Source organism: Pseudovibrio sp. FO-BEG1, assembly GCF_000236645.1.
In the GTDB taxonomy this organism is placed as follows: Bacteria; Pseudomonadota; Alphaproteobacteria; order Rhizobiales; family Stappiaceae; genus Pseudovibrio.
Map to the genome: position 1 here is coordinate 2,678,033 of NC_016642.1, position 14,322 is coordinate 2,692,354.

A 14,322-nucleotide genomic window follows, 5' to 3' on the forward strand; every position below is an offset into this window, starting at 1 on the left:
TGTATTTGCTAGGTGATTTTAGTTATTTGCCCAGTGAACCTGCGACAGGTCATTGCCCGGTGTCGGAGAGTTGCGCCAAAGCCCCTTCACATTGGCATTCCAAACACCTGACTTGGCCAGCTGGAACAGATACACATTCACCGCGTCGTCAGAGATGATCTGCTGAGCCTGTTTCAAAAGCTCATAACGCTTCTCTTCATCAACTATCACATTCAGCTCTTCAATCACGTTCTTGAAGGCGTCACTGTTGTAGTTGAAGTAGTACTTCTCCCGTGCATAGATACCAATATCCATTGGCTCAACATGAGAGACGATGGTGAAGTCGTAGTTCGTCTCTTTAAACACCTCAGAAAGCCATTGTGCCCATTCAACCGGAATGATCTTCAGGTCAATGCCAACTTTCTTCAGATCTGAAGCAATCAGTTCACCGCCACGGCGCGCATAAGTTGGCGGAGGCAGTTTCAGTGTCGCCCTGAAGCCATCAGCGTAACCGGCCTTGGCAAGCAGCTCTTTCGCTTTTGCTGGATCGTAAGGATACAACCCTGTCAGATCGTTATAGGCAGGATGGTGCGGCGCAAAGTGCGTGCCGATCGGAGTACCCAGACCAAACATCGCTCCATCAATCAGCGCCTGCTTGTTAATCGCATGAGAAATAGCCTGACGGACCAGCTTGTTCTTAAGCGGGCCACGAGTGTTGTTCATCGCAAGAATGGTTTCACCCTCTGTGGTCCCAATCGCAACTTCAAAGCGTGGATCAGCTTCAAACTGAGCAATAGTTTCTGGAGCAGAGAAAGTTGGGAACGCATCCAGATCGCCGGAGATCATGGCTGCAAAAGCAGCATTTGGATCAGAGATAAAGCGGAACGACGCCTTATCCAGCTGAGGCTGATCACCCCAATAGCCATCAAAGCGGGAAATGCGGATTTCCTGCCCCTTCATCCAGCGATCGAACTTGAATGGTCCGGTGCCAATCGGTTTCGTTTTGTTGCTCTCAGCTGATTTAGGAGAAACAATAACGGCGTCACCCCAAGCCAGATTATAAGCAAGATTGCCACTTGGCGTGGTGAGTTTGACATCAACGGTTTCCGGATCAATCACCACCACTTCATCAATCGCTGCAAACAAAGGCTTCTGGGCATTCACACTGCCTTCCGCCCGTGCGCGATCAATGGAAAATTTGACGTCCTCAGCTGAAAACGGTGTTCCGTCGTGGAAGACAACATCCTTTTCTAGGTGGAAGCGATAGGTCATTCCATCTTCGCTCACATCCCAGGATTTGGCGAGAGAAGGCTGAACGCTTCCATCAGGGCCGATACGTGTCAGACCCTGAAAGATGTTTTGATAAACCACTTCATCAATTGCAGCAGCTGCGCCTGCAGTCGCATCAAGATGAGGAGGTTCAAGTACCATTCCCAAAGACAGGGATGATTTGGCTTCAGCAGAACCGTGCGCACCTGTAAGTGCTGCAAGGACGAGGGCTGCGCCTCCAGCAAGGCAAAGCAGCCGACTTTTTAATGACTTTGCATGCATTCCATTCCGTCCCTTATACTTTAAGAGTGCACGTGATCAGACTGTGTTCTTGTTATTGGGCTTGCATCAGGCTCTGTAAGAAGAGAGTACGCCGCCAGTGCCATTACTTTTGCGCTGTCTACGAGATCCTCAATTCCAACAAATTCGTCCGGCCTGTGCGCCATCTCAAGTTTGCCTGGACCATACGCAATACAATCGTGCAAGTGGCCAAGCCGTGTTATGTGCTTCTGATCATATGTCCCCGGAGAGACCACATATGACGCATCCTTTTGAAGCACGTCTTTAATTCCGTCTGCGACCGCGCGCGCGACTGGGGAGTCTTTGTCGGCCATCACAGGCAGAACTTCAAGGAGATCCTTAAGTTCATATTCGAAATTTCTACGTGTTTTACGCAGATTTTCTAATATTTCAACTATCTCTTGTTTCACGTCCTCCAAAGGCTCTTCAATCAGAAAGCGACGATCCAGTACGATGCGGCAGCTATCCGCAACGCAAGGGGAGGGAAGACCGTCATGTCCTTCATCCTGCCCGCCATGTAACGAGTTGATATTTAAAGTAGATGATCGGGCGCCGGGAGGAATAACCGGCATTTGTGTTTGTTTTTTGCTGAGCGCAGGGTAAAGCTCGTCTTCAAGCACATTCAAAAATGCCCCCATGTGACGAATTGCGCTGTCTCCCAAGAACGGCATTGAGCCGTGGGCAATGGAGCCGCGAGTCTCGATCTCACTCCACCACACACCTCTGTGCCCGAGGCAAACCTGATCTTTATGCAGCGGTTCAGGGATGATCACATGATCAACGCGAGGCTTGGAGAAATATCCATGTCTGGCAAGGTAAGCCACGCCGCCAAGCCCACCTGACTCTTCATCAACGGTGCCTGAGATCTCAATAGCACCGCAAAACTCAGGAAAACACTCAATCAGGGTTTCTGCTGCGATAATGGAAGAAGCCAAACCGCCCTTCATATCGCAGGCCCCGCGCCCAAAGACCTTACCGTCTTTGACAACCCCGGCAAACGGATCAACCGTCCAGCCATATCCAACTTCAACCACATCAATGTGTGAGTTGAAATGAACGCAAGGCCCAGGGCCTCGTCCCTCATACCGACAGATGACATTGATGCGTGGATAACGATCAGAGTCGCCAGGGGTGCTTTCACCTCTGACATACTCAACCTGGAAGCCTTTGCGCCTCAAGCGTTCCCCAATGAACTCGGCGCAAGGCCGATAAGCCTCTCCGGGAGGATTGATAGTTGGAAACGCAATCAGATCTCGTGTCAGAGCCACAAGCTCCTCTACTTTGCTCTCGACAGATTGCCTGAGTTCATCCCGCATTGTCCCCCCAATCAAATGCTTAAATGAATTAACGAATATCGTGACCCGTCCCAAATCGACTGAATACCCCTGAAAAGTACTAGGTAAGTTGACGATAAAGAGACTGGTAAAATGCCTTAATTATTTTCGAGAGAATGTGTGGAACACTGAAACTCCACGTGTTTTGAGGGTTTTTGCCTGCACCTTCTGAGTTTACGAATAGTCTACTCGTTTGTTTGAAAGTGATCCTGAAAATATGACTGGCAATAGCATGAGCAAAATCACACCTGTGATTCTGTCGGGTGGGTTTGGATCTCGCCTCTGGCCTCTGTCCCGTAGAGAAAGGCCAAAACAATTCTTGCCAATCTTTTCAGGTCAAAGCCTCTTTCAAAAGACTTGTGAACGCGTCAGTTTCGAGCAGTTCCGCGCCCCTTTGGTTATTTCCAATCAAGATCATCGCTTTCTGATCGGTGAGCAAATGGCCGAACTTGGCATTGAGCCTCAGGCCATCGTGCTGGAGCCATGCGGCCGCAACACCGCAGCACCAGCGGCTCTTGCAGCTCTTATGGCGCTACAGACAGATGAAAACGCTATCGTATTGTTGCTGCCGTCAGACCATCTGGTCGCAGATGATAAAGAGTTTCTATGCGCTGTAGGAGCTGCGCATACTGCCGCTGATGCCGGGCAGATCGTGACCTTTGGTATTGAACCAAGCGAACCCAACACCGGCTACGGCTACATCAAGCTATGCGAGGGCAGTGAGTCTGTCCGCAAGGTCGATGCCTTTGTCGAAAAGCCGGACCTGGCAACCGCAGAGGAGTTCCTCAATGACGGCAACTACCTTTGGAACGCCGGCATCTTCATGTACTCAGCTGCTGCCATGCGCGATGCTTTCCAAAAGCATGCACCCGATATCTGGGAGCAGGTGGCCAAGGCCTCTGAGAATGCAAGGCACGATCTAGACTTCCTGAGACTGGAAGAAGAAGCCTTCGCGCAAGTACGCAATATCTCCTTTGACTATGCGATCATGGAAAATGAAGAGAATGTTGCCTGCGTTCCCACTGATCCGGGGTGGAGCGATCTGGGCTCATGGCCTGCAATCTGGGAGTCCATGGCAAAGAATGATGAGGGTAACTCCGCTTTGGGCGACGCGATCTTCGAACAGTCCAAAAATTGCCTCGTTTATTCTGAAGATGCCCTCGTCAGCGTTGTCGGCTTGGAAGATGTCATGGTCGTCAACACCAAGGACGCACTCCTCGTCGCCGCAAAAGATAAGGCGCAGGACGTGAAGAAGGTGGTGGAACAATTGGACAAGGCAAACCGGCCTGAAACTGTTCAACACCGCCGCGTTTATCGCCCATGGGGATGGAGCGAGCGTATCTCAGAAGGCGAGCGCTTTCGTGTGCAGTCCATGATGATCGAACCTGGCAAAGGCCTGACACTGCAGCGCCACATCCACCGTGCAGAGCACTGGGTTGTTGTGAGTGGAACGCTGGAAGTGACCATTGATGGGAAAGATGAGCTGATTTCAGAAAATCAGTCTGTCTTTGTCCCGCTTGGAGCAAGGCACAAACTACAAAATCCGGGAAAAATCCCGGTTCGCATGATCGAAGTCCAGTCCGGCGCATACATCGCCGAGGATGATATCCTGCGAGTATAACGTGAATTTGAAAACCGTTTGGTGGGTAACGAAACACATTCAAACGGAGTTTGATAAAAGCGTCACGTCTCTGCACTACCAGTGATCTGATGCTTACCTAGGAGAAAATATGTCAGTTAAACCGGTTTCAAAGCTAACGCCGAACACCTTGGCCTATGAAACGACACCGTTGGTCAAGCCAACCGGTTTTCGCGAGTACGATGCGCGCTGGCTCTTTGAAGAAGAGATCAACCTGAAGGGCATTCAGGCGCTGGGCGAGGGGCTCGGAACTCTCATTCATGAACTTGGTGTTCGCCCTGAGATCGTAACCGGTCATGACTTTCGCGGTTACTCTGCCTCAATCAAAATGGCCTTGATCACTGGTCTCATGTCAGCTGGCATCAAGGTGCATGACATTGGCCTCGCCATGTCTCCAATGGCTTACTACGCTCAGTTTGATCTGGATGTCCCATGCGTGGCGATGGTCACAGCCTCCCACAACGACAACGGCTGGACCGGCGTAAAAATGGGCGCAAACCGTCCGCTGACCTTTGGTCCGGAAGAAATGGGTCGCCTGAAGGAGATCGTTCTGGAAGGCAAAAGTGATCTGCGTGGTGGTGGTTCCTATGAGTATCACCCGGATCTGGCAGACCGCTACATTGCGGATCTGACGGAACGCGAGAAGCTGAAACGCCCGATCAAAGCGGTCGTGGCATGTGGTAACGGCACAGCAGGTGCATTCGCACCTCGTATTCTTGAAGCGCTGGGTGTGGATGTTATTCCACTGGACTGCGAGCTGGATCATACCTTCCCGAACTACAACCCGAATCCGGAAGATATGAAGATGCTTCATGCGATCCGCGACAAGGTGCTGGAAACCGGCGCTGAAGTTGGTCTGGGCTTTGACGGTGATGGTGACCGCTGCGGTGTGGTTGATAACGAAGGTGAAGAGATCTTCGCAGATAAAGTCGGCGTCATGCTCGCCCGCGATATCTCCGCGTTACATCCGGAAACTCAGTTCGTTGTGGATGTGAAGTCAACCGGTCTCTACCACACGGACCCGGTCCTCAAGGCCAATGGTGCGAAGACTGACTACTTCAAAACCGGTCACTCTTACATCAAACGCCGCGTGACTGAGCTTGGTGCGATCGCTGGCTTCGAAAAGTCCGGCCACTATTTCTTCAACCCACCAATTGGCCGTGGGTATGATGATGGTGTTGTCTCTGCAGTTGCTGTTCTGGACATGATGGACCGCAACCCGGATAAGACCATGGCTGATCTGCGCCGTGACCTGCCAAAGACCTGGGGCTCCCCAACCATGGCAGCAAAATGCGCAGATGAGATCAAGTACGATGTGGTTGATCGTGTTGTTGAGCGCTTCAAGTCTATGAAGGCGGAAGGCGCGAAAGTATCCGGTCATGACATTGATGACCTCATCACCGTAAACGGCGTTCGTGTTGTTTGTGATGACGGCACCTGGGGCCTTGTTCGCGCATCCTCCAACAAACCTGAACTGGTTGTTGTGGTGGAAAGCCCAGTTTCTGAAGAGCGCCTGCACGAGATGTTCAAAGCAATGGATTCAGTCCTGCGCGAAAATCCAGAGGTTGGTGACTACAACCAGACACTTGCTGAACTGGCCTAACGCCTAAACAGAATAAAGACGCTAAAAACGCCGGCCTTATGGGGCCGGCGTTTTTGTTATGGGACTACTTGCACAAGGGGTGGGAGATGGCTAGTAGCCTGCAAAGTAAAGCAGATCGACAATGTACTTGCGCACCGCTGGGCCATGCGGTTTCGGCAATCCAATGATCGCATCATAAAGGCGGATCTCACTGTCACAGAGTTGCTTATCTGTTGGGTCCGCAGCAAAAATACGGCTCAGTGACTCCATCGGATACACTTTCACAAGCGCGTCAAAAGCTGCGTTCACCGGAAGATACAAGTCCGTATCGGTGGGCTTATCTGTTGCCTGCCCAATCACACGGATTTTCTTCTTCAATGGCTCTGCCGGGTAATGAATGACAAGCCCGTCATCCTTGGCTTTCACTTGCGCATCTGCAAGTAGGCGGAAGAGAACCAGCCCTTCTTTGGTGCTTTCGCTTTCCACCTCTGTGTAGCTGTCCAGAAACGCGCCAGTCGACCCGGAAAAGACCTGCGCACAAATCAGCTCACCCTTGCTTTTGTTCAGCTTCAAGGTGAGGGCACGCTTGGCTTTCAGGACCTCGATGATTTTATCGTCATCAGCATACTTCAGAAGTGGCCGATACACCTGCAGGGCACGATAGAGCAAGTCATGCAAACTCTTGGCCAACACCCGCTCATCAGAGCCTGATTGAATCTCTTTCTCAATTTGACTCTGCAGGTCTTTGTAAAGACTCGGAAAATCTCCCTTGATCACGGGCAGAGAGGGAATGTCCGCGATAAGCGTATCCAGCACTTTGGGCTGGTCCTTACCATCGGCAGCCTGGCTTTCCCGCGTCAGATATCCGCCAAAATCAAAATAAAGCAAGGTTGCCACGATAGTGACAACAACCAAAGGAACGCCAACGTATTCCGCAAGCTTACCAATCATCTCATTTTGCCTTCAAGTTACAGTCCGGAGGGTATGCCGACTGTATATTATAAATTATCAAAAATGACAATTTATAATTTTAAAGGCTTGAAACCGATTCTAAATCAGTGTGTTACAGGTGGTTTCTAAAGAGATCTTTCTCTTGCTTTACCAGATCACTGATGAAATCCGAGACAGCTTTGATACGGCGCAGGTGTCGTGCGCTTTCATGGGTCACAAGATAGTAACTGCGCGAGATACGTCGTTCAGGCAACACAGGCACGAAGTCATCATTACCGTCCGCGATAAACCCGTGAAGGATGCCAATCCCACTGCCTGCACGTACGGCTTCCGTCTGCCCAAGAGCACTGGCGCACTCCAGACGCGACTGCCACTCCTTGGAGAACTCAGCTGAGTAGTTGAGGGAGGAGGCAAAGATCAGGTCGTCCACATATCCAATCAGGCGATGCTGCTTCAGCTCTTCTTCGGTCTGCGGCAGGCCATAGCGATCAGCATAGGTTCGGGAGGCATAAAGACCCAGCGAATAGTCTGTCAGTTTACGGCTCACCAACCGCCCATGTTCCGGTTGGCCCACTGTCACTGCCAGATCAGCCTCGCGCTTTGAAAGGGAGAAAGCGCGGTGGAGTGGAACCAACTGCAGTGTCAGATCGGGATAACGTTCATTGAGAGCCCCAAGGCGTGGCGCCAGAAATGCAACGCCAAAGCCATCAGGAGCACCAATGCGAACGGCACCGGATAGCTCCACATCCGTCCCGCCGATTTCAGCGCGAGCGGAAAGCATCTCCGTTTCCATGCTCTCAGCAAACTCAAAGAACCGCTCGCCTTCGCTGGTCAGAGCGCAGCCTGTGGTTCGGCGATCAATCAACTTAGCCTGCAATGCAGCCTCAAGCGCGGAGAGGCGGCGGGCAACAGTTGCATGGTTGAGGCCCAGCCTTTGAGCAGCTCCCAAAATCTGCCCGGAGCGTGCCACGGCAAGAAACACTCTTGCATCATCCCAGTTCATGATTTTTGATTGCTCCCATTCCAAGTGCTGTGCAGTTTGTTCTTTAATTTTCGCACAACGGTTTCGAATATTATCTCATTGATATGCGAAAAATATAGTTCATGCTAGGGGCATAAAGAAATTCGCTCGCAGACCTGTAAAACGCATGCGTTTGCGGGCCGCTAGAATAGACCTGGAGAGGGAGGACCTCATGGAAGAGATCGGTCATTTCATCAATGGACAGCGCGTTGCAGGCAAGTCTGGCCGCGCAGCTGACGTTTTCAACCCAGCAACCGGTGAAGTTACAGCAAAAGTTGCTCTGGCAACCACAGCTGAACTGCAGGAAGCAGTAGCGATCGCTGAAAAAGCGCAGGTAGGCTGGGCAAAAACCAACCCACAGCGCCGCGCTCGCGTAATGATGAAGTTCGTATCTCTGCTTCATCGCGACATGGACAAGCTGGCATCCAAGCTGTCCGCAGAACACGGCAAAACCTTCCCAGATGCGAAGGGCGACGTGATCCGTGGTCTCGAAGTTGCAGAGTTCTGCATCGGCGCACCGCACATGATGAAGGGTGAGTTCACCGAAGGCGCTGGTCCTGGCATCGACATGTACTCCATGCGTCAGCCACTAGGCGTTGTTGCGGGCATCACTCCATTCAACTTCCCTGCAATGATCCCGATGTGGAAGTTCTGTGTTGCGATCGCAGCTGGTAACTCCTTCATCCTCAAGCCATCCGAGCGTAACCCTTCCGTGCCTATGATGCTCGCTGAGCTGATGCAGGAAGCTGGTCTGCCAGACGGCGTTCTGAACGTTGTAAACGGCGACAAAGAAGCTGTAGACGCAATCCTTGATGATCCAATCATCCAGGCTGTTGGCTTCGTTGGTTCCACCGCGATTGCTGAGTACGTTTACACCCGCGGTACAGCTTCTGGTAAGCGCGTACAGTGCTTCGGCGGCGCGAAAAACCACATGCTCATCATGCCGGATGCTGATCTGGATCAGGCTGCTGACGCTCTGGTTGGTGCAGGCTTCGGTGCTGCTGGCGAACGCTGCATGGCGATCTCCGTTGCTGTTCCTGTTGGTCAGGAAACTGCAGACCGTCTCATCGAGAAGCTCATCCCACGCGTTGAAGCACTCAAGGTTGGCCCTTATACCGCTGGCGACGACGTAGACTTCGGTCCAGTCATCACCCCACAGGCACGTGACCGCATCCTCGGTCTGGTAAACTCCGGCGTAGAGCAGGGCGCAAAGCTTGTTGTAGACGGACGTGACTTCAAACTGCAGGGCTATGAAAACGGTAACTTCGTTGGTCCTTGCCTGTTCGATAACGCAACCAAAGACATGGACATCTACAAAGAAGAAATCTTTGGTCCTGTTCTGACTGTTGTGCGCGCAGAAAACTACGAAGAAGCTCTGAGCCTGCCAATGGATCACGAGTACGGCAACGGCACTGCGATCTTCACCCGTGACGGTGACACTGCACGTGACTTCGCAAGCCGCATCAATATCGGCATGGTCGGCATCAACGTGCCAATCCCTGTGCCGCTCGCTTACCACACCTTCGGCGGTTGGAAGCGTTCTGGCTTCGGTGATCTGAACCAGCACGGCCCAGACGGCTTCAAGTTCTACACCCGCACCAAGACAGTGACATCCCGCTGGCCTTCAGGTGTTAAAGAAGGTGCAGAATTCTCTATCCCAACAATGGGTTAAGCCTTCGGGACATAGATTTGGAAAAGGCGCTCTTCGGAGCGCCTTTTTTCATTCATGACTGCCAAGAGGATAAGCGCAGGGCGCAGCTCCCACAGCCCGGCAGGGCTCGTAATAAGCAATCTTGCTTGTACTGCCATCATCCCAGGTCAACTGAACTGCAAGGGCTTGCACAGTCCCACCTGGAAACTCGATGATGTAAGGCTGATGAATGCTCTGAGCTTCCACACGGAAGGGATACTCCGGATCGCAATCAGGAATAGGGAAGCTCTCATTGAGATCTTTGGAATCGATGGAATACTTAATTTCCTTCAGCCTGCAGCGCAGCGACATGATCGGTGCGAAGTTGACAATCTGCTTGCCATCCAGCGTCTGAAACGTGATCCAGCCCTGTGGTTGCAGGTCCTCCGCCATTGTCTGGAAAATCTCCAGCGGCGGAATCACATCACTGCGCTCGGCGGTAAAACCTTGCTTCTCGGAGGCAATGGATGCGGAGGTAAGGCCCAGGCCCCAAATTGCCGTCAGGAAAAGACGGCTAAAAGAGCGAAACATGGCAGGTTCTCTCCTTTTTGTTGTTATTCAGCAATATCAATTCGTTAGTTCGATGTAGGCTGAGATGTACAAGAGAACCCGGGGACCCTAGCGGAAAGCAGTTAATATTCCCGAAAATTCGGGAATCCATGAGCCATTTTGATTTTTATCGTGGCAGCTCTTCGGTAAAACCCCGTAAACCTCGGCAAAAGCAAGGCGCTCTGAGGCACCGTAGATCTCTCCATGCGCGCACCTGTGCGCTTATGTCCCATACTAAATGGGGGGTCTTCACCTCTGAGTTTATTGCGATTTATTAAAAAACTGGAGTAATTCTAACGAGCATGTTGCAGTGGAACACCGGACGGGTCGATTCCTTTGCACAAGCAAGTCTAGGCAATTGAAGAGTTTTTTCGGAAATTGCTGATTAGAGTTACAGGCAGATGCCCCGGCTAAGAGGGAACCGGACAAGCGGAATGACTGAAAACCTAGCAGATGTAACAGAGCTATCCGATGCTGAAGTTGCGGAGGTTAACGCCACCGCCAAGAAACGTGGACGCAAAAAGTCCGCGGGTCAGATCTGGCTTCAGGAAGCGGTTCGCCCGGAAATGAAACTGGTGAAGCGCGGCGCGTTGTTGCAAGGCCTCTCGGAACTCCTTTGGATTCCGCAGGCTGCACTTCTGGCTCTGGCAATTGCTGGCCTGATTGATCCACACGGACCAGGCCTCGATCCATTTTATGCAACAGCCTCCATTCTTATTCTGTCCGCCATCCGCCATGTGCTGAAGGTGAAGGGCGGCGAGATTGCTGTTCGCGCAGCCTCCAAGGCGCGCCACAGACTAGAAACCAGTCTGCTGAGCAATCTGACCAACCTGTCCCCGGCGACAGAACTTCCAGCAAGCGGGAAGGTGGCTTCCATTGCTGTCGACCATATTCAGGCCATTGGGCCTTACCTTGGTCGGTTCCTCCCTATTCAGGCACGCTTATCACTTGTTCCGCTACTTTTGGTCGCCTCAGTTGCCTATGTCAGCTGGTTTGCAGCGCTTTGCCTGTTGGTGTTTGGGCCTCTGGTCCCGGTCTTCATGGCAATTGTTGGTATCCGCGCGAAGAAAGCCAGCGATCAGCAACTTGGCGTTCTCGCCGATATGGGCGGCCTCCTTCTTGACCGCCTCAGAGGCATGGAAACCCTGCGCCTGTTCGGTGCTGTTAAGCGCTCCGAAGACGACATCCGTAAACTGGGTGGCGACTTCCGCACGTCCACCATGCGCGTTCTGCGCATCGCCTTTCTCTCCAGCACGGCGCTGGAGCTGTTCAGCGCTGCAGCCATCGCGATCACTGCGATCTACGTTGGTTACTCTCTGCTGGGCGACTGGAGCTTCGGCACCTATGGTTCTCCGCTGACACTGGCGGGTGGCCTGTTCGTGCTGATGATCGTCCCTGAGTACTTTGCACCGCTCCGCGCATTTGCTGCAGCCTATCATGACCGCGCGGCTGGCCTCGCAGCAGCGGATCATATTGTTGAACTGCAAAAGCAGCTGGAGAAGGACGGTCTGGAAGATATCATCGGAACAGGTATCGATGTCGTGCCGCTGCCGGAAACCGGCGCGCTGACAGTCAGAAGCCTCAGTGTCTCCCGCGGCCACCGTACGATCCTTGAGGACGTAAACCTGTCTTTGGGAGAGCCGGAACTGGTCGTTGTCAAAGGCCCAAGCGGTACCGGCAAATCCACTCTGATGGACTGCATCCTTGGCTTCCTGCCAGCAGATCAGGGCCAGATCGCATATGGCGGCCTGCCACTGACCTCATACGGCCTGACCAACTGGCAACAAGCCATCTCTGTCCTTTCCCAAAATCCTGAGCTGTTCCATGGCTCCCTGCGGGCTAACCTGCGTCGCGCGGATAAGTCCGCCGATGATGCAACGCTGACCGAAGCTCTGAAGCTGGCAGCCGTTGATGAGCTGCTCACCAAGATCCCGGATGGTCTGTCCGGTCAGATCGGTGAAGACGGCAAAGGCCTGTCTCTGGGCGAGCGCCGCCGTTTCGCACTGGCCCGCGCAGCTCTACGTAAAGACGCAAGACTGATCATCGCAGATGAGCCAACCGCTGATCTAGACGGTGCAACCGCACAGAAAGTTGTCGCAGCGCTGAAGAAGCTGGCACACAACAAGCCTGTTCTGGTCGCAACCCATGACCCACGTGTCTTCGGGTCTGCTGACCGTGTGCTGACCTTGAAAGAAGGCGTGCTGGTTGAAGTGAATGAGCGTGAAGGAGAAGAGCAATGAGATCGTCCCTTCGCATCATCTGGCTCCTGCAAAAGGAAGAGCCTTTAGCATTCTGGGGTGGCCTGTTTCTGGCCTTCCTTCCAGCTGCTGCTGGTATCGCACTGCTCGCTGTTTCCGGCTACTTCATCACAGCAACCGCCATCGCAGGCCTGTCTGCTGGTGCTATTGCGTTTAACAGCGCTGCTGCAAGTCATATTCGCTGGTATGCCGCCATTCGTATCTTCGGCCGCTATCTGGAACGGGTGATTACCCACGATGCGACCTTCCGCTTTTTGGCAAACCTACGCTCCGGCGTGTTCCGTGGTCTTGTTGCCCGCGAAAGCAACGGCACTTTAAGCCAACGTTCTGCAACCGCGCTCTCCCGCGTGGTGAGTGATGTGGACCAGCTCGATGGCCTGTTCCTGCGTCTTGTGGTTCCGCTTGCTTCTGCAACCATTATCACTGGCCTGACCCTCGTCATCCTCTGGCAGTATTCCCCAATGGCGTCCATCGCTCTGGGTGCGGTACAGGCAGCCGGGCTGACAGTTCTTGCAAAGTCCGGTGGACATCGCCAGAAAGCCCATGCACGCCGGCTCAATGCAGCCCGAGATGCCCTTCGGGTTCGTGTCTCTGATCTGGTGCGTGGTCGCCGTGATCTTTCTGTTTTCGGTGGTCTGGAACAACAGCGTCAGGCAGCTCTGAAAGCCGTCAACCAGCTGGATGATGCGCAAGAGCAGACCGAACTGACCGACATGCGCAATCAGGCCGTTGTCAGCACTATGAGCCAGGTAATGGTGGCTGTGACCTTCCTGTTCGCGGCCTACTCCTACCAGCAAGGCCAGATGGAGCTGAAACACATCGCTCTGTTTGCCTTCGTGGCACTCGCTCTGCCGGAACTGCTTATCTCCATCGCCAACAGCGCTGGCAGCTGGAGTAAGATGTCCGGTGCAGCTGACCGCGTCCGTTCTCTGCTCACAGTGGGGCAGGACAGCGAAGTTCTGCAAACGGCACGCAGCAACTCTGAGACACCTGTGTTTGAAGCGGGTAAAGATGCACTGAGCCTCAAGGATATCCAGTTTGCCTACACCTCAAAGGCTGCTGCTATTCTGGACAATGTTGACCTGGCTCTGTCAACCGGCAGCCGTACCGTGGTCATTGGCCCAAGTGGTGCTGGCAAATCCACTCTGGCAGCCATCGTGGCGCGCCTGCAAACTCCGCAGAATGGCTCCATCCAGATTGGCGGTGTTGAACTGAGCTGTCTTGCTGAAGATAAACTCCGCGCAACCCTTACTGTCGTCGGCCAGCGCACGCAGATCTTCCACAGCACCATCGCAGAAAACCTGCGTGTGGCTCGCGAAGACGCATCAGATGCCGAGCTCTGGGAAGCTCTGGCCCACGCTGGTTTGAAAGAGCTGGTAGAAGGCCGTCAGGAAAAACTGGAAACCCGCCTGGGTGAAGGTGGTCTTGGCCTGTCTGGTGGTGAAGGGCGCCGTCTGGCGCTCGCCCGTGCCTACCTGCGCAATCCTGAGATCTGGATTGCAGACGAGCTCACTGAAGGCCTCGACCATGCGACAGCTGATAAAGTGCTGGCTTCCTTCCGCGCCATGACACGTGGCAAGACCGTTCTTATGGTCTCCCACCGCGCCAGTGAGCTGGAAGGCGCAGATCGCGTGCTGATGCTGGATGAAGGCAAACTGATGGAAGTTGAGTTGCCTCTCTCTGACGAAATCAAAGGTCGCCTCCGCGACGATTAAAACAAACGCACTGGTGACGCCTGACGTTGCCAGTG

10 protein-coding genes are annotated in these 14,322 nt (G+C 53.2%); 5 read left to right on the forward strand and 5 right to left on the reverse strand.

Annotation, left to right across the window (positions count from 1 at the left end):
- Positions 1-18: 18 nt before the first annotated feature.
- Both PSE_RS12300 and PSE_RS12305 read right to left on the reverse strand, forming a co-directional pair.
- On the reverse strand, positions 19-1,530 hold the full coding sequence (locus PSE_RS12300; protein WP_014285168.1) for an ABC transporter substrate-binding protein: 1,512 nt from the start codon (positions 1,528-1,530) through the stop codon (positions 19-21).
- 20 nt (positions 1,531-1,550) lie between these two features.
- Entirely contained in the window at positions 1,551-2,864 is a 1,314-nt protein-coding gene (locus PSE_RS12305; protein ID WP_008549953.1) for an acetylornithine deacetylase/succinyl-diaminopimelate desuccinylase family protein, read from the reverse strand.
- 250 nt (positions 2,865-3,114) lie between these two features.
- Between PSE_RS12305 and PSE_RS12310 the strand changes: the two genes are divergently transcribed.
- Complete coding sequence (locus PSE_RS12310) at positions 3,115-4,503, forward strand: mannose-1-phosphate guanylyltransferase/mannose-6-phosphate isomerase (RefSeq protein WP_041768982.1); 1,389 nt, start codon at positions 3,115-3,117, stop codon at positions 4,501-4,503.
- Between the two features lie 109 nt (positions 4,504-4,612).
- Complete coding sequence (locus PSE_RS12315; protein ID WP_008549646.1) at positions 4,613-6,124, forward strand: phosphomannomutase/phosphoglucomutase; 1,512 nt, start codon at positions 4,613-4,615, stop codon at positions 6,122-6,124.
- Positions 6,125-6,214: 90 nt separating this feature from the next.
- Here PSE_RS12315 and PSE_RS12320 read toward each other — a convergent pair whose 3' ends face one another.
- Together PSE_RS12320 and PSE_RS12325 are read right to left on the reverse strand one after the other, a co-directional pair.
- Complete coding sequence (locus PSE_RS12320) at positions 6,215-7,054, reverse strand: hypothetical protein (RefSeq protein WP_014285170.1); 840 nt, start codon at positions 7,052-7,054, stop codon at positions 6,215-6,217.
- A 112-nt stretch (positions 7,055-7,166) separates the two neighbouring features.
- Entirely contained in the window at positions 7,167-8,057 is an 891-nt protein-coding gene (locus PSE_RS12325; RefSeq protein ID WP_008550093.1) for a LysR family transcriptional regulator, read from the reverse strand.
- Positions 8,058-8,247: 190 nt separating this feature from the next.
- On the opposite strand from PSE_RS12325, the gene PSE_RS12330 reads away from it, so the two are divergent.
- Positions 8,248-9,747: a CoA-acylating methylmalonate-semialdehyde dehydrogenase gene (locus PSE_RS12330; RefSeq protein WP_014285172.1), complete on the forward strand. Its 1,500-nt coding sequence runs from the start codon at positions 8,248-8,250 to the stop codon at positions 9,745-9,747.
- Positions 9,748-9,795: 48 nt separating this feature from the next.
- On the opposite strand, the gene PSE_RS12335 is transcribed toward PSE_RS12330, so the two are convergent.
- Complete coding sequence (locus tag PSE_RS12335; RefSeq protein WP_041768403.1) at positions 9,796-10,296, reverse strand: hypothetical protein; 501 nt, start codon at positions 10,294-10,296, stop codon at positions 9,796-9,798.
- Positions 10,297-10,748: 452 nt separating this feature from the next.
- Between PSE_RS12335 and cydD the strand changes: the two genes are divergently transcribed.
- Complete coding sequence (gene cydD, locus PSE_RS12340) at positions 10,749-12,554, forward strand: thiol reductant ABC exporter subunit CydD (RefSeq protein WP_014285174.1); 1,806 nt, start codon at positions 10,749-10,751, stop codon at positions 12,552-12,554.
- Positions 12,551-14,287 (forward strand): thiol reductant ABC exporter subunit CydC, encoded by a 1,737-nt coding sequence (gene cydC / locus PSE_RS12345; protein ID WP_014285175.1) that lies wholly within the window; start codon positions 12,551-12,553, stop codon positions 14,285-14,287. Before cydD ends, cydC begins: the two co-directional genes overlap by 4 nt.
- Positions 14,288-14,322 lie beyond the last annotated feature (35 nt).

Bases quoted from the DNA above. Each gene is read 5' to 3' on its own strand.
- PSE_RS12315 (WP_008549646.1), top strand. From the start codon at position 4,613: ATGTCAGTTAAACCGGTTTCAAAGCTAACGCCGAACACCTTGGCCTAT.
- cydD (WP_014285174.1), top strand. From the start codon at position 10,749: ATGACTGAAAACCTAGCAGATGTAACAGAGCTATCCGATGCTGAAGTT.
- PSE_RS12310 (WP_041768982.1), top strand. From the start codon at position 3,115: ATGAGCAAAATCACACCTGTGATTCTGTCGGGTGGGTTTGGATCTCGC.
- PSE_RS12325 (WP_008550093.1), bottom strand. From the start codon at position 8,057: ATGAACTGGGATGATGCAAGAGTGTTTCTTGCCGTGGCACGCTCCGGG.
- cydC (WP_014285175.1), top strand. From the start codon at position 12,551: ATGAGATCGTCCCTTCGCATCATCTGGCTCCTGCAAAAGGAAGAGCCT.
- PSE_RS12320 (WP_014285170.1), bottom strand. From the start codon at position 7,054: ATGATTGGTAAGCTTGCGGAATACGTTGGCGTTCCTTTGGTTGTTGTC.
- PSE_RS12305 (WP_008549953.1), bottom strand. From the start codon at position 2,864: ATGCGGGATGAACTCAGGCAATCTGTCGAGAGCAAAGTAGAGGAGCTT.
- PSE_RS12330 (WP_014285172.1), top strand. From the start codon at position 8,248: ATGGAAGAGATCGGTCATTTCATCAATGGACAGCGCGTTGCAGGCAAG.
- PSE_RS12335 (WP_041768403.1), bottom strand. From the start codon at position 10,296: ATGTTTCGCTCTTTTAGCCGTCTTTTCCTGACGGCAATTTGGGGCCTG.
- PSE_RS12300 (WP_014285168.1), bottom strand. From the start codon at position 1,530: ATGCATGCAAAGTCATTAAAAAGTCGGCTGCTTTGCCTTGCTGGAGGC.